This window comes from Paraburkholderia sp. SIMBA_054, assembly GCF_046534875.1.
Taxonomy (GTDB): domain Bacteria; phylum Pseudomonadota; class Gammaproteobacteria; order Burkholderiales; family Burkholderiaceae; genus Paraburkholderia; species Paraburkholderia hospita.
Window position 1 is genome coordinate 1 of the sequence record NZ_JAWRXV010000051.1, and the last position, 25046, is coordinate 25046.

At 64.1% G+C, this 25046-nt stretch carries 25 protein-coding genes; 10 read left to right on the plus strand and 15 right to left on the minus strand.

All coding sequences use genetic code 11. The features are described from left to right. The first annotated feature begins 187 nt into the window (after nt 1–187). Entirely contained in the window at nt 188–1396 is a 1209-nt protein-coding gene (locus tag SB822_RS40720) for an ABC transporter substrate-binding protein (protein ID WP_410857350.1), read from the plus strand. Between the two features lie 65 nt (nt 1397–1461). Here SB822_RS40720 and SB822_RS40725 read toward each other — a convergent pair whose 3' ends face one another. Beyond that, complete coding sequence (locus SB822_RS40725; RefSeq protein ID WP_007748721.1) at nt 1462–1713, minus strand: hypothetical protein; 252 nt, start codon at nt 1711–1713, stop codon at nt 1462–1464. Nucleotides 1714–1969: 256 nt separating this feature from the next. On the opposite strand from SB822_RS40725, the gene SB822_RS40730 reads away from it, so the two are divergent. Then, nucleotides 1970–2563, plus strand: coding sequence for a DUF6496 domain-containing protein (locus SB822_RS40730; protein WP_410857351.1), 594 nt, complete (start codon nt 1970–1972; stop codon nt 2561–2563). 72 nt (nt 2564–2635) lie between these two features. On the opposite strand, the gene SB822_RS40735 is transcribed toward SB822_RS40730, so the two are convergent. Beyond that, nucleotides 2636–3964, minus strand: a complete 1329-nt coding sequence (locus SB822_RS40735) for an aspartate aminotransferase family protein (RefSeq protein ID WP_410857352.1) — start codon at nt 3962–3964, stop codon at nt 2636–2638. Nucleotides 3965–4117: 153 nt separating this feature from the next. Between SB822_RS40735 and SB822_RS40740 the strand changes: the two genes are divergently transcribed. Then, the gene (locus SB822_RS40740; RefSeq protein WP_009771603.1) at nt 4118–5527 is read left to right on the plus strand and encodes a PLP-dependent aminotransferase family protein; all 1410 of its coding nucleotides are present in this window, start codon (nt 4118–4120) and stop codon (nt 5525–5527) included. A 24-nt stretch (nt 5528–5551) separates the two neighbouring features. Here the strand turns inward: SB822_RS40740 and SB822_RS40745 are convergent, their stop codons facing one another. The 5 genes from SB822_RS40745 to SB822_RS40765 form a co-directional block, all read right to left on the minus strand. Beyond that, a complete protein-coding gene (locus SB822_RS40745) occupies nt 5552–5866 on the minus strand; it encodes a hypothetical protein (protein WP_318268128.1) in 315 nt (104 codons plus the stop codon). A gap of 3 nt (nt 5867–5869) precedes the next feature. Then, on the minus strand, nt 5870–7369 hold the full coding sequence (locus SB822_RS40750; RefSeq protein WP_410857353.1) for a diguanylate cyclase domain-containing protein: 1500 nt from the start codon (nt 7367–7369) through the stop codon (nt 5870–5872). Nucleotides 7370–7599: 230 nt separating this feature from the next. Further along, on the minus strand, nt 7600–8688 hold the full coding sequence (locus SB822_RS40755; RefSeq protein ID WP_410857354.1) for a diguanylate cyclase domain-containing protein: 1089 nt from the start codon (nt 8686–8688) through the stop codon (nt 7600–7602). Nucleotides 8689–8697: 9 nt separating this feature from the next. Next, nucleotides 8698–9348, minus strand: a complete 651-nt coding sequence (locus tag SB822_RS40760; RefSeq protein ID WP_410857355.1) for a hypothetical protein — start codon at nt 9346–9348, stop codon at nt 8698–8700. A 310-nt stretch (nt 9349–9658) separates the two neighbouring features. Continuing rightward, nucleotides 9659–10279 (minus strand): LysE family translocator, encoded by a 621-nt coding sequence (locus SB822_RS40765; RefSeq protein WP_007748687.1) that lies wholly within the window; start codon nt 10277–10279, stop codon nt 9659–9661. A 177-nt stretch (nt 10280–10456) separates the two neighbouring features. On the opposite strand from SB822_RS40765, the gene SB822_RS40770 reads away from it, so the two are divergent. The 5 genes from SB822_RS40770 to SB822_RS40790 all read left to right on the plus strand — a co-directional run bounded on the left by SB822_RS40770 (nt 10457) and on the right by SB822_RS40790 (nt 15561). Continuing rightward, entirely contained in the window at nt 10457–12172 is a 1716-nt protein-coding gene (locus SB822_RS40770) for a SulP family inorganic anion transporter (RefSeq protein ID WP_410857356.1), read from the plus strand. A 295-nt stretch (nt 12173–12467) separates the two neighbouring features. Beyond that, entirely contained in the window at nt 12468–12866 is a 399-nt protein-coding gene (locus SB822_RS40775; RefSeq protein ID WP_007748683.1) for a VOC family protein, read from the plus strand. A gap of 52 nt (nt 12867–12918) precedes the next feature. Further along, a complete protein-coding gene (locus tag SB822_RS40780; RefSeq protein WP_009771610.1) occupies nt 12919–13539 on the plus strand; it encodes a hypothetical protein in 621 nt (206 codons plus the stop codon). A gap of 16 nt (nt 13540–13555) precedes the next feature. Continuing rightward, nucleotides 13556–15139 (plus strand): GMC family oxidoreductase, encoded by a 1584-nt coding sequence (locus SB822_RS40785; RefSeq protein ID WP_007747226.1) that lies wholly within the window; start codon nt 13556–13558, stop codon nt 15137–15139. 80 nt (nt 15140–15219) lie between these two features. Continuing rightward, on the plus strand, nt 15220–15561 hold the full coding sequence (locus SB822_RS40790) for a ribbon-helix-helix domain-containing protein (protein WP_007747228.1): 342 nt from the start codon (nt 15220–15222) through the stop codon (nt 15559–15561). A 43-nt stretch (nt 15562–15604) separates the two neighbouring features. On the opposite strand, the gene SB822_RS40795 is transcribed toward SB822_RS40790, so the two are convergent. Together SB822_RS40795 and SB822_RS40800 are read right to left on the minus strand one after the other, a co-directional pair. Then, nucleotides 15605–16666, minus strand: a complete 1062-nt coding sequence (locus SB822_RS40795; RefSeq protein ID WP_410857357.1) for a diguanylate cyclase — start codon at nt 16664–16666, stop codon at nt 15605–15607. 114 nt (nt 16667–16780) lie between these two features. Next, the gene (locus tag SB822_RS40800) at nt 16781–17704 is read right to left on the minus strand and encodes a LysR family transcriptional regulator (RefSeq protein ID WP_007747239.1); all 924 of its coding nucleotides are present in this window, start codon (nt 17702–17704) and stop codon (nt 16781–16783) included. Between the two features lie 110 nt (nt 17705–17814). Between SB822_RS40800 and SB822_RS40805 the strand changes: the two genes are divergently transcribed. Both SB822_RS40805 and SB822_RS40810 read left to right on the plus strand, forming a co-directional pair. After that, nucleotides 17815–18456, plus strand: a complete 642-nt coding sequence (locus tag SB822_RS40805) for a glutathione S-transferase family protein (protein WP_410857358.1) — start codon at nt 17815–17817, stop codon at nt 18454–18456. Between the two features lie 60 nt (nt 18457–18516). After that, on the plus strand, nt 18517–20562 hold the full coding sequence (locus tag SB822_RS40810; RefSeq protein ID WP_410857359.1) for a pyridoxamine 5'-phosphate oxidase family protein: 2046 nt from the start codon (nt 18517–18519) through the stop codon (nt 20560–20562). 15 nt (nt 20563–20577) lie between these two features. Here the strand turns inward: SB822_RS40810 and SB822_RS40815 are convergent, their stop codons facing one another. The 6 genes from SB822_RS40815 to SB822_RS40840 form a co-directional block, all read right to left on the minus strand. Beyond that, a complete protein-coding gene (locus SB822_RS40815; protein WP_410857360.1) occupies nt 20578–20937 on the minus strand; it encodes a hypothetical protein in 360 nt (119 codons plus the stop codon). Nucleotides 20938–20950: 13 nt separating this feature from the next. Continuing rightward, a complete protein-coding gene (locus SB822_RS40820; protein ID WP_410857361.1) occupies nt 20951–21673 on the minus strand; it encodes an RNA polymerase sigma factor in 723 nt (240 codons plus the stop codon). Nucleotides 21674–21677: 4 nt separating this feature from the next. Continuing rightward, complete coding sequence (locus SB822_RS40825) at nt 21678–22010, minus strand: cupredoxin family copper-binding protein (protein WP_007747250.1); 333 nt, start codon at nt 22008–22010, stop codon at nt 21678–21680. Next, nucleotides 22007–22537, minus strand: a complete 531-nt coding sequence (locus SB822_RS40830) for a DUF4142 domain-containing protein (RefSeq protein WP_410857362.1) — start codon at nt 22535–22537, stop codon at nt 22007–22009. The genes SB822_RS40825 and SB822_RS40830 overlap by 4 nt, the downstream gene beginning before the upstream one ends. A 145-nt stretch (nt 22538–22682) precedes the next feature. Beyond that, entirely contained in the window at nt 22683–24494 is a 1812-nt protein-coding gene (locus tag SB822_RS40835; RefSeq protein WP_410857363.1) for a chloride channel protein, read from the minus strand. 46 nt (nt 24495–24540) lie between these two features. Beyond that, a complete protein-coding gene (locus SB822_RS40840; RefSeq protein WP_007747257.1) occupies nt 24541–24954 on the minus strand; it encodes a MarR family winged helix-turn-helix transcriptional regulator in 414 nt (137 codons plus the stop codon). Between the last annotated feature and the right edge of the window lie 92 nt (nt 24955–25046).

Here is a 25046-nt window from a genome sequence, read left to right on the forward strand (position 1 = left end):
CGGCAAAGAAAAGTAGGTGCCGCCCCGCACAGGGGCGACGCTTGAAGCACGAAGGCAACACGCGGATGCCAGCGCAACCACGAGCAAACCAAAACCAACGCCCGCACCGCGAACGCAAAGAACCGGTACGATTCAACCTTCACACGTACCCGCACCCTTGAACGGATAAATAAAACGGAGCCACCGCATGACCTCGCGCGCAGCATGGATTTCCCGCATTGCCGCTTCACTAGCCGTCTCGCTGACGGCCCTCAGCGCTTACGCGCAACAGACCATCAAAATCGGCGAAATTAACAGCTACAAGGCACAGCCCGCCTTCCTGATGCCCTATAAAAACGGCTGGAATCTCGCGTTAGATCAGGTAAACGCAACCGGCGGCGTGCTAGGCAAAAAGCTCGAAGTAATCTCACGCGACGACAACGCGAACCCCGGCGACACGATCCGCGTCGCGCAAGAACTGATCGCCCGCGAGCGGGTGCAACTGCTATTCGGCGGCTATCTGTCGAACACGGGCCTCGCGCTAACGGACTTCGCGAAACAGAAGCGCATGTTCTTCCTCGCCGCCGAGCCGCTCACCGACAAGATCGTCTGGGCCGACGGCAACAAGTACACGTACCGCCTGCGTCCTTCCACGTACATGCAGGTCGCGATGCTCGCACCAGAAGCGGCAAAACTGAAGAAAAAGCGCTGGGCACTCGTGTACCCGAACTATGAATACGGCCAGTCGGCGGTGGCCACGTTCAAGAAGCTGCTGAAGGCCGCGCAGCCCGACGTCGAGTTCGTCACCGAACAGGCAACCCCGCTCGGCAACCTGGACGCCGGCTCGACCGTGCAGGCCCTCGCCGACGCAAAGCCCGACGCGATCTTCAACGTGCTGTTCAGCGCAGACCTCGGCAAGTTCGTCCGCGAAGGCAATACGCGCGGGCTATTCAAGGACCGCAGCGTCGTGTCGCTGCTGACGGGCGAGCCGGATTACCTCGATACGCTCGGCGCAGAAGCGCCCGTCGGCTGGATCGTGACGGGCTACCCGTGGTATTCCATCGATACACCCGCGAACAAGAAGTTCGTCGCGGACTACGAAGCGAAGTATCACGACTATCCGCGCCTCGGTTCGGTGGTCGGCTATGCGGCGCTGATGTCGATTGCAAACGGCATCAAGAAGGCGGGCTCAACCGATCCCGACAAGCTCGCGGCCGCGTTCAAGGGCTTGAATGTCGATACGCCCTTCGGGCCGATTACGTATCGCCCGCAGGACAACCAGTCGACGATGGGCGCGTTCGTCGGTGTGACCGCGCTGAAGGACGGCAAGGGTGTGATGACGTCGTATCGCTATATCGACGGCGCGAGCGTGCAGCCGTCCGACGCCGAAGTGAAGAAACTGCGTCCCGCGGACTGATTCCGCGAATGTAAGACGCGTCCGGAAGGCCAGCCCCGCGGCTGGCCTTTTTCATGTGCGCGCCGTCATTCCTCGGCGTCGTGCTCGGCAACGAAATGGCGCAGATACGCGAGCACGGCCGCTTCCGCCGCGCGATGGTCCGCGCAGCTTTTCGAACCGGCGTTCTCTTCGTCGCCGAACAGCGTCGATGGCGCATTGTGCACGTCCACTTCCTGGCCTTCGCGGAAGATGCGGATCTCGTGCATCGTCTCCGCGTATTCCGCCACCCAGTGAATCCCTTCGATATGGGCGCCTGCCCTGACTGTCTGTGTGTTCATGAGGCGTCTCCTGACGGTTGCATCGCCGCCTTTGACGTAAACCATAGACGCTATCGGCGCATTGCGCAGCCCTCGTTGCGCATCGGGGCCGCCTGCGTCGTTATTGCCAGGCAGCGCGAATCGAAGGATCCCTTCGCCTGGCGAGCGGGCGGAGGACCGCAAAAACGCAGGGCTTTCAAGCCAGGACAGGCGTCAGCGAGGACAAGGCACACCCGTTGCTGCGTATGACAGGCCACCATTCAACGGGAGCACTGTCATGCCTGATAAAGCAACCCTCAAGCGTGCCGCCGCCGACAAGCGCGCCGGCAAGTCGTCGAGCACTCAAGCGGGCGAATTCGTGAAGGAAGAAATCGACCACGTGCGCGAAGGCAAGCACGGCGTCAAATCGGCGAAGCAGGCTATCGCGATCGGTCTGTCGAAGGCTCGCCGCGCGGGCGTCGCGCTGAAGCAGCCGAAGGCGGGAACGACGAGCGCGGCCACGCGCAAGAAAGCCGCGAAGGACACGGCTGCGGGACAGAAGAAGACGCCTGCCGCAAAGCACTCAGCCGCGAAGAAGGCTACGGCGAAGACAAGCACTGCGACGGCCTCGAAGCCCACGGCCGCACGCCGTCCGAGCAGCGAATCGACGGCGAAACGCTCGCGCGTTGCCAAGGCCGTGCTGAAACGCGAAAGCGGACAGGGCGCATCGAAGGAAGCGCTGTCGAAGCAGACGAAGGCAGCGGCAGCGCGTCGTCCGGCCGCAAGCCGCTCGGCTGCGGCGAAGAAGGCGGCTGCGACGAAGGGCGCGGCGGGCCGGTCGGCGGCCGCGAAGAAGGCCGCGCATACGCGGGCCGCGCGTGCGCATCATTGAAGGTCAGGGAGGACCGCCGCCGCGCTCGCCGCCGTTTAAACGATCGGCGAGCAGCAGCGGCGTGCAAGACGCTTACTGGATCGAAGCCAGCGCGTTGCGGACGGTCTGGAAGATCTGGTCGATCTGCGCTTCGTCGATGATAAGCGGCGGCGAGAAGGCCAGAATGTCGCCCGTGAAGCGGATCAGCACGCCCGCCTCGAAGCACTTGACGAACGCCTCGTACGCGCGAGCGCCCGGCGCGCCATCGCGCGGCTCCAACTCGATGCCCGCGACCATGCCGAGATTGCGGATGTCCTTCACGTACTTCGCGTCGCGCAGCGCGTGAACGGCGGCTTCGAACTTCGGCGCCATCGATGCCGCGCGCTCGAACAGCCCTTCGCTGCGATACAGGTCGAGCGTCGCCACGCAGGCGGCGGCGGCCAGCGGGTGCGCCGAGTACGTATAGCCGTGGAACAGCTCGATCGCGCCTTGCGCGCCAGCGTTGACGATCGTGTCGTGCACCGTGCGGCTTGCCGCGACGGCACCCATCGGCACGGAGGCGTTATTGATCGCCTTGGCCATCGTCAGCAGATCGGGCTTCACACCGAAGTATTCGCTGGCCGTCGCTGCGCCCAGACGCCCAAAGCCCGTGATCACCTCGTCGAAAATCAGCAGGATGCCGTGCTTCGTGCAGATGTCGCGCAGCTTCTGCAGATAGCCTTGCGGCGGGATCAGCACGCCCGTCGAGCCCGCTACGGGTTCGACGATCACGGCGGCGATCGTCGACGCGTCGTGCAGCGTGACGATGCGTTCCAGTTCGTCGGCGAGATGCGCGCCCCGGGCCGGCTGGCCCTTCGAGAACGCATTGTGTTCGAGGTTGTGCGTGTGCGGCAGGTGATCGATGGACGGCAATAGCGCGCCCGAGAACGTCTTGCGGTTCGGCGCAATGCCGCCAACCGAAATGCCGCCAAAGCCGACGCCGTGATAGCCGCGCTCGCGGCCGATCAGGCGCGTGCGCTGTCCTTCGCCGCGCGCGCGGTGATAGGCGAGTGCGATCTTCAGCGCGGTATCGACTGACTCCGAGCCGGAGTTCGTGAAGAACACGCGGTCGAGCCCTTCGGGCATCAGTTCCGCGACTTTCGACGCCGCTTCGAACGCGAGCGGGTGACCCATCTGGAAGGTCGGCGCGAAGTCGAGCGTGGCGGCCTGCTTCTGGACGGCAGCGACGATCTCGTCGCGGCCGTGACCCGCGTTCACGCACCACAGGCCCGCGCATGCGTCGAGCACGTCGCGCCCGTCGGTCGAACGGTAGTACATGCCTTTCGCCGATTCCAGCAGGCGCGGCGCCGACTTGAACTGGCGGTTGGCGGTGAAAGGCATCCAGAAGTTCGACAGATCGTCGATTACAGGGCGCGAAGTCATGAGTTTCTCCTCGAATGGATAGCGAAACTGTAGCGTCCGAGGTTAAATGGCGGACATAAACAGTTCACTCACTGCGCTGCTAACTGTGCTGGTCGAATCGGCCCAACTGTGCTGGAATTGGCGCGGTATCTGTTGCCGTCTGGATTAACGCTGATGATCGAACTCGAACTGGATCGTGACCGCCGTTTAGCGCCGACGCTCGTCGAGCAGGTCGTGCAAGGCTTCGCACATGCAATCGACAGCCAGGCGCTGCGCGCCGGCGCACTGTTGCCGTCGGTGCGGCAGCTTGCGCAATCGCATTCGCTGAGCACGTTCACGGTGACGGAGGCGTACAACCGGCTCGTGTCGATGGGCCTCGTGACGGCACGGCGCGGCTCCGGTTATCGCGTCGCGCCGCGCGCGCGGGCTGCGCATGCGAATACCGTCGACTGGCAGCCGCCCAGCCTCACCGCGACCTGGCTGCTGTCCGACGTGTTCGCCGACCATTCCATGCCGATCAAGGCAGGTGGCGGCTGGCTGCCCAACGAGTGGATCAACGAAACGGGCATGCAGCACGCGTTTCGCGCGATGAGCCGCGTGCCCGCCGCGCGTCTCGGCGACTATGGGCATCCGTACGGCTTCGCGCCGCTGCGGGCGAAGATCGCCGAGCAGATGGACCGGCGCGGCCTGCCCGTCGAGGTGTCGAACGTGCTGCTGACGCAGGGCGCGACCCAGGCGCTCGATCTGATCGTGCGCACGCTGCTGCGCGCGGGCGATACCGTCGTCGTCGAAGATCCGGGCTACTGCAACCTGCTGCAAATTCTGAAGCTCGCCGGGCTGAACGTGATCGGCGTGCCGCGCACGCCGGCGGGCATCGATACGGACGTGCTGGAGCAAATCGTCGACGCGCATCATCCGAAGGCGATCTTCGTCAACACGACCTTGCAGAATCCGACGGGAGCGACCTACGGCATGGCGTCCGCGTTCCGACTGCTGCAGATCGCCGAGCGCAACCGCATGTGGGTGATCGAGGACGACGTGAGCCGCGAGCTTGGCTCCCCCGGCGCGCCGATTTTCGCGGCAATGGAGGGCTTACGCCGCGTGCTGTACATCAGCGGCTTTTCGAAGACGGTGACGCCCGCGTTGCGTTGCGGCTATGTGGTCGCCGAGCGCGACGTGCTGCGCGAACTGGCGCGCACGAAGATGGCGGTTGGGTTGACGTCGTCGGAGGCGATCGAGCGGATCGTCGACAAGGTGTTGAACGAAGGGCGCTACGCGCGCCATGTCGAGCAGGTCAACGAGAGGCTGCGCGCGGCGCACGCGATCGTCGAGGAACGGCTGGATGCGCTGGGGCTGGAAGCCTTTCACCGGCCCCGGGCGGGGCTGTTCCTGTTCGCCCGCTTGCCCGTGGAGCCGGAGCGCGCGGGCGAGATCGCGACGGCGGCGCTGTCCGACGGCATCTGGCTCGCTCCAGGTTCCTATTTCCGTCCCGACGATGCACCGAGCGCGTGGTTCCGCTTCAACGTCCCGCATTCGACCGATGACGCGTTGTGGCGCTTCATCGAGCGAATCGGCCGGGGCTGAGCACGGGAGGCGCGAGAGGCAACGTCAGGGCCTGGCAAGCGAGTCGATCAGTTCGCCGATGTTTGCCGCGCCGACATTGTCTTCCAGCAGCCCGATGAACACGCGGCTGTACAGCTGATCCCGCTGGACTTCGAGCAGATCCGCGCGGGCGTTCGCGATCGCTTCTGCCGCGCGGTGCGCCGAACTGACGATGCGTTGTGCAAGTTTCTTTTCCATACCCTGCGCTAACGACAGCAAGCCGCAAAGCTTGAGCCGGTTTCCCTGTTTTAGAAGCATTCGTTGCGCCGCGACCAAACTGTGGGTCGAACGCGTTGTATGGCTCTGCCCCGAGTTGTCCACGTATCACGCGACGAGCGCATTCTTTGCCCTTGGCGCGCGGTTCGCGCGGCTGAGTTCCTTTGCGTCGTACATCACCCGGTCCGCGCTTTTCACCAGATCCTCCGCGCGTTCGCCCGGTTGCAGCACCGCGATGCCGAGGCTCGCGCACACACGGTACGCATTGCCGTGCACGCTGACGGGCACCTCCAGCGCCGCCGTGATCGCGTCGGCGACCTCGGGCGCCAGCGCCGCGTCGTCCTCGATCACGACCAGGAACTCGTCGCCGCCCAGCCGTCCGACCTGCGCTCGGCCCTGCGCAACATCCGTCAGGCGCCGCGCGATCTCAGCAAGAATCGTGTCGCCCAGATGGTGGCCAAACGTATCGTTGAGCTCCTTGAAGCGGTCCAGGTCGACGAAAATCACGGCCACGCGGCCGGCGGCGTCCGGCGCGGCGACGGCTTCCTCGAGCAGATCCATGATGCAGCCGCGATTGGACAGGCCCGTCAGGCGGTCGGTATGCGCGAGCCGGTGCAACTGCTCCCGGCCCTTCAGCAATTTCAGGATCAGCGCGGCGATCCACGTGGACAGTCCGACCAGAATCGCCGAAATCACGCTTGCCATCGTCACGTAGACACGGCGCATCCGGTAGTAGTCGTCGAGCGTCTCGGCGACGGACAGGCCCGCCATCACCGTGAGCCCGTACCGCTTGACCTCGCGGCGCGCGACGATGCGCTCCACGCGGTCGATCGGGTCGGTGAACATTTCGTCGTTCGCGCGCGGATCGACGTAGCCCGTCGGCAGCGACTCGCCCGTGCGGCTCGGCGCATCGCCTGCGCGGCGCGACAGCATCGAGCCTCGGTCCGACAACACCGCGATCATGCCGTGCTCGCCGAGCGCGGCGCTCGTGTAAAAGCCGTCGGTGAGCCAAGCGGGATTCTCCGACACGATCACGACGCCGCCGAAGCTGCCGTCCGGACGGTTGATGCGCCGCGTCGCCTGAATCGACCATTGCCGCGAGATGCGGCCGATCAGCGGTTCACTGAGGAACAGCCCGACGTCGGCTCGCTCGCGATGCACACGAAAGTGCTTGCGGTCGCTGAGGTCGATCGCGCCGGAAAACGGAATCGTCGACGCGATCACATGGCCGTCCGCGCCAGCTAATGTGACTTGCAGCGCCGTGTCGGCGGTGATGAGGCCGTAAGCCTGGTATTTCTTGAGGTCGAAGGTGTCGGGCGAGCTTTCGTAGCCGTATTTGACCAGCAGCGCAATCGTGTCGACGTCGTGAATCGTTTTCAGCGTGTGCGTGTCGAGCGCGCCCGCGACGGTGCCGGCTGCGACACGCGCGTCGTGCAGCACGGCTGTCTTTTCGACGCGCAGGCGCATCAGGATCGTGACCCACAACACAGCGAGGATCAGCACGGTCAGCGCGGGCAACAGAATGAACGCGCGATGCGGCGCGTTGCCGTGGCCGCGGGGCCGCAAGCGCTTGATGGATGTGCGAAGTCTGCCTGTCAACGACCTCATTACGGACGCGATGTTCTTCACTGGCTGATGGTTGACGCGTGAGGCACTTCAACTCGACCGTTCATAGGAGACGGCGCGCATGCTGCCGCGCCTTGCTGAACCCTTATAACGGCAGCGCCGGACGGAAGTTGATTGTGTTTCTCAGATTCGATTGAAACAGCATGGACGTGCTGAACTGGCGGCGTTGATCGCTGGAATCGACTCGATGGAAGCGGTGCCTCGCGTCGAAATCATGCGGGCGGAATGGGGCTGACGGCGAACGCGTAGCCATTCTTGCCGTGGCGTTTGACTTCGTACATCGCGCCGTCGGCGGCGGCGACGAGCAACCGGTGATCGGCGACGCGATCGGGATAGGTCGCGATGCCGACGCTCGCGCGCACGAAGCCGAGGCCCATTTGCGTGTCGGTTTCGCCGACACAGTTCATCAGCCGCGCGGCGATGCCCGCGAGTTCCGTGTCGTTGCCGAAGCCGGAGACGAGCGCCGCGAATTCGTCGCCGCCCATGCGCGCGACCATATCGCCGGGCCGCAGCGACTGGCGAAAGCGCTGCGCGAGCACGATCAGAAATTCGTCGCCGATGGCGTGACCCAGGGTGTCGTTGACCTGCTTGAAGCCGTCGAGGTCGACATACAGCACCGCGCATTTGCCGGGCGCGCGCTCGGCTGCGATGCGGTCGAGCCGCGCGAGCAGTTGCTGGCGGTTGGGCAGGCCCGTCATCGCGTCATGCTGGGCGGCGTGGCGGAACTGATGCGTGAGACCCGCGAGCCGCCGATGCCGCCGCGCAAACACGACGAGCGCCGCGAACAGCGCGCCCGTCACCACGACGGTCAGCACGGCGAGCACGCTCGCGACGCGCAGCGTGCGCCGGCGGACATCGTTGCTGACGGCGTCGCGGCGCGCGTGCCAGTAGTCCGCCGTGGCCGCGAGCGACTGCTTCAGTTCGTCGAGACTTTTTGCCGTTGCATTGGCTTGCGGCAAGCGCGGCGCGGGGACGGGACTCGATCCGATCAGCGCGTCGAGTTCGGTGATGCGTGCGCCCAGTTCGTCGAGCGCTTGCTGGTATGTCGCGTTAGCGCCATTCGAAGGCGCGTTGCGCTTCAGCAGGCTCGCGACGTTGAGCGCGTTGTCGGCCCGCCCGACGGCTTCCAGCACGAGCGTTGCGTATTGCTGCTGGAAGTGATCGGAGAATAGCGCCTTGACCTGCACGGCGACGTAGAGCAGCCCGACCACGAGGCACGCGAGCGCGAGCGCGCCGACCACGATCGGCTGCGGGCGCCATCGCGGGCTGAGCGGGCGGATCGGCGTGACGGTTTGCTTCACGCCGGTGGGCTAGGGGTGCGAATACGGATCGGGGTTGTTTCCGGGCTCTCGGGTGCGGCGGTGGTAGCCGACCTTGCGGAACATCGCGGTCAGCCGCGACACGAACGTTTCCTTCGGTTTCGCCCGTTGCGCATGGCGCGCGGCGTTGCCCTGCTGCTTGCCACGGTCGGCGCGAGCGGCGGCGGAATTGTTTGGCCCGGGCGGCGCGGTGCGCGCGGCTTGCGACGAGTCGTCCGGGTCCGCGTCTGCGTCCGTGTCGTCGTCGGCTGTCTGCGCTGCGGCGAGCGAGTCGGTGTTGGTGGGCGCGGGCTTTTGCGTCGGCGGTGCCGGTATCACGCGGCCCGACACTGAACTCGTCGGCACAGCTGCAGTTGCATGGCTCGGGATGCGCAGATCGCCGTTCGCGCTGGTTGCCGTCGTGGGCAGCGGGCGCCGGGCCGATTCGACGGCTTCGGCGTAGGCCACCTGGTCGCGGTTGAACCAGATCACATACGCAGCCGTGCCCATCACGCCGACGGCGAGACCCATCGCCGAGATCAGGCAGATCTGCACCCAGCTGTAATGCCGTGCCTGCGGATCGTCGCTATCCGGCAGAGGCGCGCTGTCGTACTGCTGCTGCCGGCCGCCGCGCTCGCGGTCCGGAGATTCCTGTGCGTCCATGTGTGCAACGCCTCCGACCCTTGCGGTCTGCGTCTGTCAATGGCGGGACTGGCGCGTCGCGTACGCGCCGGTGAAATCTGCTCGGAGATAACCGTGGTCTTGGAGCAATTATCGAGCCCGTCAAATGCCGCAATCCGGCAATGATGCCGGCGAGGACAGCGTTGAGCCCGCTCGCGAGAACAGGGTTATGTGTTGGCTATTCTACTTTCAATTCGCGAGACGGGCCGTGGCGGAAAACGGACATTTGAAGCGCGCCGCGGCTGGCCAAAATGGCGTGCAAGGCGAGAAAAATTTCCAGACTGTCCGCGCGTCACGCGAGCAGGCGCAACACGATGGGATAAAGCGTCGCGACGAGCATCAAAGCCATCGCAATGTTGAACGTGCGCAGCCACACAGGGTTCGACAACGCGCGGCGCATCGCGGTGCCGAACGCGGCCCACAGGCAGATGCACGGCAAGCCGATCACATAGAACAGCACGGCCATCAACAGCGCGTTGATGCCGAAGTCGGCGCTCAGATGAATCGTCGTCGCGGCCGTGAGCACCATCATCCATGCCTTCGGATTGACCCACTGGAAGGCGATCGCTTCATGAAAGCGCATCGGGCGGCGCTCGCCTTTCTTGACCTGCATCTCGCCCGACGTGCCGATTTTCCACGCGAGGTACAGCAGATACACGACGCTCAGCACTTCGAGCACCGTGTAAAGCACTTCGAAGCGGCGGAACGCTTCACCAAGCCCGAAACCCACCGACAGCATCAGCAACGCGACGCCCGCGCTGATGCCGAGAATATGCGGCAGCGTGCGGCGAAAACCGAAATTGACGCCGGATGCGAGCAGCATCGTGTTGTTCGGTCCGGGCGTGATGGTCGTGACGAGCGCGAACAGGATGCCGGCGGGCAGGGCGCTGGCGCTCAGGATGTCGAGGGTCATGGTCGGCTCCGCAAACTATTTCGAGATTGGCGACAGTGTACCGATCGGAGCCGGTACAGTACCGGTACAGATGTGTGAATGATTTCCGGTACGGAGCGCGGATATGCGCCGAGGCTCCTTGCCACAGCGCAAGCATTCAGGGCAGGATGCGTGGATAGCACTCCAACGTACTTGAGCATGCATAACTCAAAAGAAAAATCTTCAGCATCCCTGAGCCTTCTGAAAGGCATCCTGCCGATCGGCCGCGCGAGCGCATGGCGCGACGTGTTCTCCGGCATCTCGCTCGCGTCGATGGACATACCGCAGGTGCTCGGCTACGCGCGCATCGCCGGCATGCCCGCGGTGACGGGGCTGTACACCGTATTTCTGCCGCTCGTCGCGTTCGCGTTCTTCGGCGCGTCGCGCCACCTCGTGGTCGCCGCCGACTCGGCCACGGCGACCATCTTCGCCAGCCGCGCGTCGACCATTGCGCCGATGGGCAGTGTCGAGTATGTCGCGCTGGCGGGCATGGTCGCATTGCTGACGGCGGCGCTCCTGTTGGTTGCCCGCATCTTCAGGCTCGGCTTTCTCGCCGATTTCCTCTCGCGTACCGTGCTGGTCGGCTTCCTGACGGGCGTGGGCATACAGGTATCGATTGCGATGCTGGGCGACATGTTCGGCATGACCGTGCCGTATCCTTCGTCGCGGAGTCTTGCGCAACTGGTTTATGTGATCGGGCATGTCGTACATGCGCAACTGCCGACCCTCGCGGTCACCGTGCTGGTGGTGGGCGCGATTCTCGTCGGCAAGCGCTTCTTGCCGCGCGTGCCGATTCCCCTCATTGCCGTGATAGGCAGCATCGCCGCGAGCAAGACCTACGATTTCGCCGGCCACGGCATTACGATCCTCGGCCCGATCAGCGGCGGTCTGCCGCCGTTCGCGTTTCCGGCTGTCACGTGGCAACAGTTTCTCGACCTCGTGCCCGTGGCGGCGTCGTGCTTCGTGATGATCATTGCGCAAAGCGCTGCCGCGGCTCGCGTGTTCGCGCAGCAGTATCACGAAGAAGTGGACACCAACGCGGACATCCTCGGGCTGGCCGCGGCCAATGCCGCTGCCGCATTCAGCGGCACGTTCGTCGTCAACGGCAGCCCGACGCAGACGGCAATGGCCGAACGCGCGGGCACGCGTAGCCAGATCGGGCAACTGGCGTTCGCGGGTGTGGTCGTCGTCGTGCTGCTGTTTCTGAGCTCGTATCTGCAATACCTGCCGCATTGCGTGCTCGCCGGGATCGTGTTCACGATCGCTATTGGACTCGTCAACGTGCCGAGTCTCGCGGCGATCCGCGCCGAAAGCCCCGGCGAGTTCACGCTCGCACTCATCACGGCGGCAGCCGTCGTGATGGTCGGCGTCGAGCATGGCATTCTGCTCGCCGTCGCGTTGTCGCTGCTGCGGCATGTGCGGCACAGCTATCGCCCACATACGATGGTGATGGAACCGTCGCCCGCCAGCGGAAGATGGCAGCCCGTGCCCGCGAAGCCGGGCATCATGACCGCGCCGGGGCTCATCGTGTACCGCTTCGGCTCCGATCTGTTCTTTGCCAACGATCATGTCTTCACAGCGGAAGTGATCGAACTCGTCGATGCAGCGTCCGGCGACCTCCATTCGCTGGTCATCGATGCCGGCGCGATCACCGCACTCGACTATTCGGCGGCCCTCACGCTGAGCGATCTGATTGCGGATCTGCAGGAGCGCAAGGTGGCTGTCATCTTCGGGCGAGTGAATCCTTATCTGCGCGCCGATATGGACCGGCATCGTATAACGCAGGTCGTCGGCGAGTCGAACGTATTCGACACGCTGCACGAAGCGCTCGCGCATGCGGGCATCAGCCCGCCGCACGAGGTGAACGCTTTATAGGCTCGCTGTCATCCAGCAGATGGCGCATCGCAGCAGCCACGCTGCGACATTCGCACGGGCCTATCGCTTACCCTGGATCGTGCGTCGAACAGCAGCATGCGCCGTGCGCGCATGCTGCGCCGCACTTCATTGCCCGACGGCGCATCGCATCGTCTTCACACTCGAAGACACCTTCCGATCCCATCGCACCCGCACGCATCTGCAGCATAGGGCAAGTCCCTAAGCGCATTTAGCCCTGCATTACCACGGCGCACATTGCCCTCCTACACTCAGCATCAAACGGAGGAGGGACGACATGGCCAAGATGATCCACACGATGGTCCGCATTCAGGATCTCGACCGCTCGCTGAAGTTCTATCAGCGTGCGTTCGGGCTCGAGCCTTCGCATCGGCTCGATTTTCCGGACTTCTCGCTTGTCTATCTGCGCAACGACGAATCAGACAACGAGATCGAACTCACCTGGAACAAGGGACGCGAAGACGCGTACTCGCATGGCGACGGTTACGGGCACGTCGCGTTCGTTGTCGACGACGTGAAGCGCGAGCGCGAGCGTCTCCTGCAACTCGGCATGACGCCGAACGACGTGCGCGAATTCAAGAACGACGACGGCGCCTTGCTCGCGCGTTACTTCTTCATTCAGGACCCGGACGGCTACAAGATCGAAGTGCTCGAACGGCACGGACATTACCAATAGAAAGCCGCGCACGACGCGGTACCCCCACCACACAACCATCAAGGAGACAGGCATGAGTCACAGAGTGATTCCAATCGCCGCAACGTCTGCCACGGCTCATGAGCCGGATGCACCGCATGCGCCGCGCTCGCTGGCGAGGCGCGAGTGGCTCAAGGGCACGGGTGTGCTGATCGGCACGCTCGCGTTCCCGTCGATCCTCGCGACGCTTGCGCCCAGCCGCGTATGGGCGCTCGAAATGCAGGCGCTCGATACGCATCAGGGGGCGGTGCTGCTCGCCTTCGTCAAGCAGCAGTACCCGCACAAGACGCTCGACGACGCGGTCTATGCGCTCGTCGTCAAGGACCTCGACGCGAAGGCGCAGAAAGACCCGGCCGTGCGTCAGCAACTCGCCGACGGTGTGAAGCAGCTCGACGCGCTCAACGGTTCGGACTGGACCAAACGCACGCCCGCCGAGCAGGCGCGCGATGTCGCCGCGATGCAGAAAACGCCGTTCTTCACGACCGTGCGCACGACGGCCATCGTCTCGCTGTACAGCAACGACATGGCCTACGCGCACTTCGGCTACGGCGCGGCGCAAGGCGACGGCGGCTATCTGACCAAGGGCTTCAACGATCTGGCGTGGCTGCCGAATCCGCCCGCCGCCGCGAGCGGTCCGATTCCCACCGACAGCTGAGCAACGGAGACCTGACATGGACGACAACAACAAGGTGCATTTCGCGCACAACGATGCGCGCGCCGTGGTCATCATCGGCTCCGGCGCGGGCGGCGGCACGCTGGCGAACGAGCTGGCGCAAAAGGGTATCGACGTGATCGTGCTCGAAGCGGGCAAGATGCATACGCAAGGCGATTTCACCACAGACGAATGGGGCTCGTTCTCGATGCTGTCGTGGCTCGACAAGCGTACGACGTCGGGCACGTGGCGCGTTGCCACCGACTTCCCGAACCTGCCCGCGTGGATCTGCAAGACAGTCGGCGGCACGACGACACACTGGGCGGGCGCGAGCCTGCGCATCAAGCCCCACGAATTCAAGGCGAAAACGAATTACGGCACGATCAAGGACGCGAACCTGCTCGACTGGCCCGTGACGGGCGAGGAGATGGCGCCGTGGTACGACCGCGCCGAAAAGAAAATGGGCGTGACGCGCACGAACGGTTTGCCTGGGCTGCCTGGCAACAACAACTTCAAGGTGATGTACAACGGCGCAACGAAGGTCGGCTACAAGGAATGCAACACCGGCCACATGGCGACCAACAGCATCGTGCGCGACGACCGCGCGCATTGCTTCCAGCGCGGTTTCTGCTTCCAGGGCTGTCGCACAGGCGCGAAATGGTCGACGCTCTACACGGAGATTCCGCGCGCGCAGGCCACGGGCCACATGGAATTGCGCACCCAGGCGCAGGTCGTGAAGATCGAAACGGATGCGAAGGGCAAGGCAAGCGCCGTCGTCTACTACGACGCCGCCGGCAAGCTGCAACGCCAGAAGGCGCGCATCGTCGCGGTGGCGGGCAATGCGATCGAAACACCACGTCTCTTGCTGAATTCGCATTCGAGCCGCTTCCCTGACGGGTTGGCGAATTCGTCGGGACAGGTGGGACGCAACTACATGCGTCACACGACGGGCTCCGTCTATGCCGTGTTCAACGACAAGGTCGACATGTACAAGGGCACGACGATGGCGGGCATCATCGAAGACGAAGCGCGCTTCGATACGTCGCGTGGTTTCGCGGGCGGCTATCACATGGAGACGGTGTCGCTGGGGCTGTCTTTCTATGCGGCGTTTCTCGATCCCGGCGCATGGGGCTCGGACTTCACGCAGGCGATGGACGCGTATCCGTACACGGCAGGCATGTGGATCGTCGGTGAGGACATGCCGCGCGAGACCAACCGCATCACGCTGAATACCGACGTGAAGGACCAGTACGGCCTGCCTGTGCCCAATGTGCATTTCGACGACCATCCGAACGACGAAGCGATGCGCGAGCACGGCTTCAAGCAGGGCAGCGCCGTGTATCAGGCGGCGGGCGCGAAGACCGTGTATAAGGTGCCGCCCTATCCGTCGACGCACAACCTCGGCACCGCGCGCATGAGCGCGAAAGCGCAGGACGGCGTGTGCAACCGTTTCGGCCAGACGCATGATGTGCCGAACCTGTTCATCTCCGACGGCAGCCAGTTCACGACGGGCGCGGCGGAAAACCCGACGCTGACCATCGTGACGCTGGCGATCCGTCAGGCCGACTACATCGCAGGGCAGATGAACAGGCGCACAATCTGATCGACGCACGTGAACTCATCGAGTGCGGCAGGCGGGCGCGATGAACGCCGCCGCACTCATACGAACAATGGAGACAAACCATGTGCAATGTCTACGTGAACGCGGACCCGATCCTTTACGAATCGCGCACGCGTTCGCTGCGCATCCACGGCGTGATTACGACTGTGCGTCTGGAGAATCTCTTCTGGGACGTGCTGCATGAAATCGCGTCGCGCGAGAACATGACGACCACGCAATTCGCCGTCAAGCTCTACGACGAACTCATCGCGCTGCGCGGTGAAGTGCCGAGCAATTTCGCATCGTTCCTGCGCGTGTGTTGCTTGAGGTATCTGTCGATCGTCGCGGGCAAAAGCGAGTTAACCAGCTTTCCCGTCCCCATCCCCGTGCCCGAGGTGAAACCGCGTGTACTGAAGACGGTGTGATCCCGTCGCGCGGTTTCTTTCAAAGTGCATGTGAACACGCGCCTCAGCGCGAGTGCGTGCGAAACGCCTCGCCACCCAGGCCCGCGCGATCGACGGCGACGATGCGGTTGCGGCCGTTGTCCTTCGCCTGATACAGCTGCGCGTCGATCAGGTTGATGAACGCGGTCGTGTCCATCCCGCCGGACAAATCAGTCGGCACGATGGTGCCCACGCCGAAACTCGCCGTTACGCGCTGCTGATGCGGCGAGCGCACATGCGCGATCGCCTCGGCATCGATCAGATCGCGGCAGCGTTCGGCCATTTTCACGGCCATATCCGCGTCCGTGTCCGGCAGCACCAGCACAAATTCCTCGCCGCCGAACCGTCCGAGAAAATCGCCGTCACGCGCGGCCTGTGCGAGCACGCCAGCGACGCGCTTCAGGCATTCATCGCCCTGGAGGTGGCCGTAGTAGTCGTTGTAGGCCTTGAAGAAGTCGATATCGATCATGATCAGCGACAGCGGCTTGCCGCTTCCCTGACCCGCAGCCCACTCGCGCTGCATCACGGCGTCGAACATGCGGCGGTTGCCCGCGCCCGTCAGTCCGTCCTTGAACGACAGGTCTTCGAGTTCCTTCTGCAGACGTGCGAGCTTTTCTTCCGTGCGCTTGCGTTCGCTGATGTCGAACATGAAGCCGATCAGCGAATCGACGCCGCCATCCGGCGTGCGCACTACATGCACGACGTCGCGCAGCCACACATAGCCGCCGTCTTTCGTCAGCGCGCGATAATCCGCTTCGTGATCGGTGCCCGCCTGCGACTGCGCGACGCAAAACTCGACCACCTTCTGCCGGTCATCGGGATGCATCCGTTCGGCCCAGTCGTTGACCGTTTTCCACGACGACGGCGCCCAGCCGAGCAGCGCCTCGATCTGCGGGCCGATGTAGGTGAAGGCCATCGTCGCCCAGTCGATCTTCCACGGAATCGCTTTGGTCGATTCGAGCAGCGTGCGATACACGGCGCTGTCGTGTTCGAGCCGCTCGCCTTCGGCGCGCATGCTGGCGCTGGCATCGTCATGGCGCAGAAACGCGGCGCCGAGCATGTCTTGCGTGTCGTCGATGTTTTTCATGGTCGCTTCGTGTTGGTCGCTTTGTGTTGGTCGATTACGCACAACGGGGTATCTCGTCACGTCAACGGCACGGCAACACCGCCGCTTGATCGGCTGAAACCCGGACGGACAATTCTACTGATGCAGCGGCGCCGCGTCGCGCGCGAGGTACGTCCTGAACGTCTCGATCAGCGCACGGACCTTGGACGGCGTGTGCTGCGTTGGCGGAAACACGGCCTGAATGCCCGCCGGCTCAGTCGACCATTCGGGCAAGAGCCGAACGAGGCGCCCCGCCGCGACGTCGTTGCCGATCGAAAAGTCCGTCAACAGCCCCAGTCCGCCGCCCGCGAGCGTCGCCGCGCGCGCGGCTGCCGCCGTGTTCACGAGAAACGCGTTCTCGCAACGGACGCTTTCCGTCGCGCCTTTCGTGTGGCGCATGTCGAGCGTGTGCGGGTGCGGCAAAACCGTCAGCGCGACGAAAGGCATTGCAGGGAGATCGGCGGGCGTCTGCGGCTCGCCCCAGGTCTCGATGAACGCGGGACTCGCGACGACCCATTTCTCGTAGCGCCCCAGCATCACTGCGCGATAGTTCGAATCCGCGAGACGACCGAGCCGGATCGCGACGTCGATGCCGTCCGCGATCAGATCGACAACGTGGTCGCTGCATAGCAGTTCGATATCGAGCTGAGGATGCGCGCGGCGCAGTTCCACCAGCACGGGCGCGACCACGAGCGTGCCGTAGTCGATCGGGCAACTCACGCGCAGTGTGCCGCGCACGGGTGCCTCCTCGCCGCCGATTTCAGCCAGCGCTTCCTCCGCTGCGCGCAGGATTTTCACGCTGGCGTCGTAGAACGCACGGCCTGCCTCGGTGATGCCGAGACGGCGCGTCGTACGCACCAGCAGGCTCGCGCCCACTTCCGCTTCGAGTCGCTGCATGTGCGTGCTGACCATCGTTTTCGCAAGCCCGAGCCGCGTGGCGGCCGCCGTCAGCGAACCCGCTTCGACCACGGCGACGAAGACGGCAAGCCGGTTCAGGTTCACGTCACGCACGTCGGCCATGTCGATTGTCCACTTTCAGATGATTGTGTTTTCAAGGTTATCAGGCTTCTGCGGCCGCGCGCCGCGCATTAACCTCCTATTGTCCAACATGACTGAACCCGGAGTGACGAATGCCCGCAGCCAAGCCCGCCCAGCCGATCCGCCTGTACACGACCCTGCTGTCGGGTCATGGGCATCGCGTGAAGCTGTTCCTGACTTTGCTCGACCTGCCGTTCGAAGTGATCGAACTGGACATGCGCGCCGGTGACAACCGCAAGCCGGAGTATCTGGCGCTGAATCCGTTCGGCCAGGTGCCCACCATCCAGGACGGCGATGTGACGCTGTTCGATTCGAACGCGATTCTGGTGTACCTGGCAAAGCGCTACGGCGACGCGTCGTGGCTGCCGGAAGACCCGCTCGGCGCGGCTGCCGTGCAGCGCTGGCTGTCGCTGGCGGCGGGACAGATTGCGTTTGGTCCGTGCTCGGCGCGGCTCGTCACCGTGTTCGGCGCGCCGCTGAATCATGAGACGGCGAAGGGCATCGCGGTGAAGCTGTTCGACGTGATCGACCGCGAATTGGCCGCGAAGCCGTTCGCAGCAGGCGAGCACGTGACGATCGCCGATATCGCCGCGCACACGTATATCGCGCACGCGCCGGAAGGCGGCGTGTCGCTGGAGCCGTATCCGAACATTCGCGCGTGGTTGCGCCGCGTGGAGGCGCTGCCGCGCTTCATCGCGATGCCGGCGACGAAGGCGGGGCTGCTCGCCGAGTAGTCAGCGACGAGCGGTTCCGTACGACGCAACACGCTGACGTATTGCCTGCAGGAGCCTGACATGTCCGATTTCATTCCTCTGAACGGCTGGGGCCTCGACACCTCGCCGTTTCACGCCGACGAACTCGCCGCGCAGCGGCTCGCAGGCGTGGACAGTCAGGCGAACTCGTCGGGGCGGCGCAGCATTCGCCGCTACATGCCGGACCAGCACCGCCAGTTCTTCGCGCAGCAGCCGTTCATGGTGTTCGGCGGCGTCGATGCGAGCGGGCAGCCGTGGGCGACGATTCGCACGGGCGAACCGGGCTTCGTGTCGTCGCCGGATGCGCGCACGCTGCGCATCGACAGCCGCGCGCTGCCCGGCGATCCGCTCGGTCCGCGCTGGCAGACGGGCGCGATGATCGGCGGCCTCGGCATCCAGCCGCATACGCGGCGGCGCAACCGGATCAACGGCGTCGTGACGGGCGTGGACGGCGATATGGTTACGCTCGAAGTGACCCAGAGCTTCGGCAACTGCGCGAAGTACATTCAGGGGCGTGTGCCGACTTTCATCGACCGTGCTGAAGGTGGCGTTGTAGTGCCGCAGGAAATCTCGACGCATTTGAGCGACGCGGACCGCGCGTTCCTCGCGCGCGCCGACACCTTCTTCATCGCGAGCGCGAATATGGCGGACGACGCGGGCTTTGCGCGCGGCGTCGACGTGTCGCATCGCGGCGGCGCGCCGGGTTTTGTGCACATCGACGACGCGGCGACGCTCACTACGCCCGACTTCACGGGCAACAAGTTCTTCAACACGATCGGCAATCTGCTGCACGATCCGCGCGCGGGCCTGCTGTTCATCGACTTCGCGAGCGGTGATCTGCTGTATCTCGCAGTGCGCGCCGAGATCATCTGGCAGGGCGCCGAACTGGCCGCTTTCGAAGGCGCCGAAAGGTTGATGCGTTTCCATGTGCAGGAAGTGCGGCGCAGCAAGGGCGTGCTGCCGTTTCGCTGGTCCGATGTCGAATACGCGCCACAGTTCGCAGCAGCAATTCGCAAGGCAGCTGCCGCGTCGCCGTGGCACAAGCTGAAGGTGGCGGCTGTCGTCGAAGAGACGGCTTCGATTCGCTCGTTCTATTTCGAATCCACCGACGGCGCGCCGTTGCCTGCGTATCAGCCGGGCCAGTATCTACCGATTCGCGTGCCCGTCGAAGGACGCGATGCGCCGCTGACGCGCACTTATACGCTGTCCGACGCGCACGATCCGCATCACTACCGGATCAGCGTGAAGCGTGAGGGCATCGCATCGAACTGGCTGCACGGCCATCTCGCGGCGGGCTTGGAGATCGAGGCGATGGCGCCGCGCGGCGCATTCGTCTTCGACGCGCGCAGCCCACGGCCGGCGGTGTTCATTTCCGCCGGCATCGGCATCACGCCGATGATCGCGATGCTCCATCACGAACTGAACGCGCGCGTCGTGGGCGATAGTCAGGCAAAACGTCTGTTCTTCTTTCATGGCGCGCGCAGCGATCGCGATCGTCCGTTCAGCGCGCATCTGAAAGACGTGGCGGCGCGTTATCCGTTGGTGTCGATGCATCTGTTCGACAGCGCGGCGAGTGAGCCTGCCGAAGGCATCACGCAAGGGCGCGTGGACATCGCCGCGTTGAAGCGCGCGCTGCCGTTCGACGACTACGATTTCTATCTATGCGGCCCCGAGCAGTTCATGCGCGACCTGTATGAAGGTTTGCGCGCGCTGAACATCGCTGACGAACGCATTCGTTTCGAAGCGTTCGGCCCTGCAAGCGTGAAGCGCACGCTGACGCTGGCCGAACCCGTCGCGGAAGAAAAATCCGAAGCAGGCGGCGCGCAAGTGACGTTCGCGCGCTCGCAACGCACGGTCCAATGGCTGCCGAAGCATGGCAGCCTGCTCGATCTCGCGGAAAAGCACGGCATCAAAGCGCAATCGAGTTGCCGTTCAGGCATGTGCGGCACGTGTTCGACGAAAGTGTTGTCGGGACAGGTCGCGTACGACGGCGAAATCGAAGCGGAAGTCGCGGACGGTTGCGCGTTGATTTGTATGGCGCATCCCGTTGTGGAAGGGGAGCGTGCGAGCCTGACGCTGGACCTGTGAGCCTGACTGTTCAGATCACTTGCCTGCGCCCGTCGAAGGTACGCATGTGAGGACCAGCGAGCTGCCGTTGCCCGCTTCGGCACTCAACCTCGCGCGATGAAACTCACGGTGATCGCAGGTCCATTCTGCGGTGAAATCGCGCGCGCATGACGCTCGCTGCGTTGCAGAGAGCCGCGTGTTCACGATGTAGCGACAGGTCGCGCGATCGTTGCAGTGCTTGGCGAGATCGCGCGTGGCGTTACCTGTTGCCGCGCCGCAATTCGCGCCGTACGTGCCCGATTCGATGCGGATGCGTTCCGCTTGAGCTTGCGCTTCAATGCTGAAGACGGAAGCAGCGAAAGCGACGATCACAAGCAAACCGGGTCTTCGCGCCATGGTGTTTTTCCCGCTATTCGTCGCGCAATCGCGCCAGCACCGAAGCGACGATACGATCGCAATGCGCGCCGCCGAACTCGAATAGCGCCGGTCCCAACTTTTCCACTTCGTCCGCAAGCGATTCGCGCAACAGCAGTTTCGCCCTGAAATGACGGCTGCGCACCGTGGCTTCGGGAATATCGAGGCATTGCGCCGTTTCTTCGACGCTCATCTCTTCAACCGAACGCAGCACGAATACGGTGCGAAAGCCGGAAGGCAGCGCATCGAGCTTTCGTTCGAGCAGCGCGCGAATTTCCGCGCGTGCCGCCGCCTGGTCGGGCGCGTGGTGGTCGTGGGCGTTCAGCGTGTCCATGATGGATGACATGTGCTCGTCGTCGGGACAATCGTGGAGCATCGGCAGCACGTTCTGGCGTCGCGCTTCGCGGCGCATCCGCCCGAAGCATTCGTTCAGCACGAGACGCGAGAGCCATGTGAAGAGCCGTGCATCGCCGCGAAACTGCGCGATGGACCGGTAGGCGTTCAGATACGCGTCCTGCAATGCGTCTTCTGCTTCGGCATCGTTGCGCAGCGTGGCGCGCGCAAGACGATAGAGACGCCGGTTGTGGCGGCGCATCAGCAATTCGAATGCGGTGCGGTCGCCCGCCACGATGCGGCGCACGATCGCCGCGTCGTCATCGTCGGAACGTGGTGTAGAAGCGGCTCGCGCCGTCATGCCGTTCATCGTGTCGCTCTTCATGTCGTCATGGTGCCGGTTCGACGATCAGTGTGCCATGCATCGTCGGATGAAAGATGCAGCGGTACGTATAGCGGCCAGGCGTGCTGACCCGGTAGCGCCATGCTGCGTCGGGCGCGATGCTGCGGGAATCGAAGCCTTTTGCGTCGGTACTTGCCGTGTGCGCAACGAGATCCTTGTTGACCCACACGACCTCGTCGCCGCGATGCACGGTCAGCATGGGCGGGTCGAAGCGCATCTGCTCGATCGTCACGACATAAGCGCCGGCAAACGCGGGCACTGCAAACGCACACGAGGCCATTGCGAACCCGCACAGCACAGCATTGCGCACGCTGCTCATTGCGCTTGCGGCAGCGATGCCTGCACCATCTTCGCGTGTTCGAGATGCGCGACGAACGCGGGCCTCACTTTCACTAGCAGCGCTTTCAGTTCGGCGTTCTGCGCGGACGGGATCAGCGTCTTGTCGAGCGCATCGATCACGTTCTGGTGATACGTGACTTCATGGTCGATATACGCACGATCGAATTTCGTGCCCTGCAGCGGCTTCAGATTCGCGATGTTCGCTTCGCCGCCCTGTTTGAGGCTGTCGCTGGTCGGATTCGTTTCGGGTTTGACGCCGAGCTTGTGCGCGAGATCGACGGCCGCCTTGTTGACGCCCGTATGGTCCGTGACCATTTGCTGCGCGAACGCTTTTACGTCCTTCGAATGCGTCTTCGATTCGGCGAGCTTGCCCGCGTCGATATCGGCCTGATTCGCGGCGACGACGATGGCGGCGATTTGCGGATCGGTCGGACCTGAGCCTTGGGACCAGGCGGGAGCGCCTGCGATTGCAAGCGCGGTGAGCAGGAACCAGCGTGCGGATTTCATCTGAAGCCTCCAGGAAGATGTGCGGCCTGCCGTCTTCATGAAGGGCAGGCGCTCGGGCACGATTCGAGGAGTTAGATGTCACGAACCGGAAGGCTGTTCCGGGGCACGCGCTTCACTGCTGTTGCTGTAGAACTTCGTTCAACCTTCAGCCGTGCGTGCGCGTTTTGCGCACGGGTGGGAAATGCTTTTTGCCCGACGTGAAGCTCAGACGCCGAAAGCGCTCGCGTTTGTGCTCCTCCTCGAAGTGCGCGACAGAAGGCTTCACGAGATCGCTGCGCGACACGACGCCGAGCAGTTGCATCGAATCGCGATCGACGACGACAGGCAGCCGCTCAAGATCATGCACGGCCAGGCGCGTCGCGACGAGGCGGCAGGTTTCATCGGGCAGCGCGACGAGCGGCGACCCGCCTTGCAGCACGTCGGCGAGCGGCGTATCGAGCGTATGTGGCGTCGCGCCTTCGCGCACGGCATCGAGCATCGCGCGGTCGACGATGCCGAGCACTGCGCCGTTCGCGCGCAGGACGGGATACGCACGCCGCTTCTGCGTCGCGCCGAAATACGCGGCGAGCGCGTCGCGCACGCTGAGCGTGCCGTCGATCGAATCGACCTTTTGCGTCATCACTTCATCGACGTAATGCCGTTCGAGTGGATCGACGCCGTACTCGCGATAGATGTGATAACCGCGCCGCGCGATCTTCTCGGTCATGATCGAGCGCTTCATCACGACGGTCGCGAAGCCGTGCGCGACCAGCGTCGCGGCGAGCAGCGGCAGCAGCGCGTTGCTGTCGTGCGTGAGGCCGAAGGCGAACACGATGGCCGTCAGCGGCGCGCCGAGCGTGGCGCCGAGCGTCGCGGCCATGCAGACGAGCGGCCACAGCGCGGGCTCGTTGCCGGGCAGCACGTGACCAAGCACGGTGCCGAGTCCCGCGCCGAGCATCAGCAGCGGCGCGAGCACGCCGCCCGACGTGCCGGAGCCGAGCGCGATCACCCAGATCACCGCCTTCACGACGAGAATCGCCACCGCGACCTGCAACGCGATATGTTGATGCAGCAGATCGCCGATCACGTCATAGCCGACGCCAAGCGCACGCGGCTCGATGAATCCGCCGATACCCACCGCCAGCCCGCCGATGGCAGGCCACCACATCCAGTGCAGCGGCAGCTTGTGAAAGAGGTCTTCCGTCTTGTAGAGCGCCGCCGACAAGCCTGATGCGAGCGCGCCCGACAACAGCCCCGCGATGACGCACGACACGAGCGAAATGGCCGTCGGCGGCGCGGTTTGAAGCGCAAACAGGGGATCGGTGCCGAAGAAGATCGCGCGCGCGAAACCGGCCACAGCGCAGGCCAGCGCGACAGGCAAAAAGCTGCGCGGCCGCCATTCGAACAGCAGCAATTCGACGGCGAGCAGCACGGCGGCGACGGGCGTGCCGAACACGGCCGTCATGCCCGCGGCGGCGCCCGCGACGAGCAGCGTCTTGCGCTCCGCAGAGGTAACCTTCACGCACTGCGCGATCAGCGAGCCGAGCGCGCCGCCCGTCATGATGATGGGGCCTTCCGCGCCGAACGGGCCGCCGCTGCCGATCACGATGCCCGACGACAAAGGCTTGAGCACGGCGACCTTCGGCGACATGCGGCTCTTGCCGAACAGGATGGCTTCGATCGCTTCGGGAATGCCGTGCCCGCGAATCTTCTCCGAGCCGAAGCGCGCCATCATGCCGACGATCAATCCGCCGATCACGGGAATCACGATCACCCACGCGCCGAGCGTATTCGTGGCAGGCGACCGGTCGACGAACGAAAAGCTGCCGAAGAAAAACAAGTTGGTGAACAGATGAATCAGGCTCAGCAGCACGTATGCGGCAAGCGTGCTGAGCAGGCCGATGCCCGCCGCCAGCGCGGAAATGCCGGGCAAGCGCGAGTTGCTGGAAAAGTCCCGCTTGTGAGAGATGTCGCTCATGAGTGGTGTGTCAAATGCGGTGTCGCTTTCAAACTGGAGGCCGGAATCAGAGATCGATTTGCGGAATCGTGAACGCGCCCTTGAGCGAGCGCAGCTCGGCGCGATGCAGTTCCGCAAGCCGCGCCAGCACCTTTTCTCCTGCTTTCAGCAGATGCACTTCCACCTGGCGGCGGTCGGTCTCGCTGACCTTGCGCTTGACCAGTTCCAGCGCTTCGCAGCGCGATACCAGCGCGACCACGCCGTGATGCTGCGCCTGCAGCCGCTCCGCCAGTTCGCCGATGGTGGCCCATTCGCGATCGGGATAGCCCTTGATATGCAGCAGCAACAGATACTGCAGCGGCGTAATGCCTTCGCCCTGCGCGGCCTGCTCGGAGAAGCGCTCGAAGCGCCGCATCTGATAGCGAAACTCAGAGAGCTGTTCGTAGTCCGCCTTGTTCAACGTGCGTGTAAGAACTTTCATGTCGATGGCCGCGCAAGGGAAAACAAAAAATCTATCACAAAATGATATAAATGGCGATGCCTGCGCATCGCCACTCGGTATCTTCAGGACCT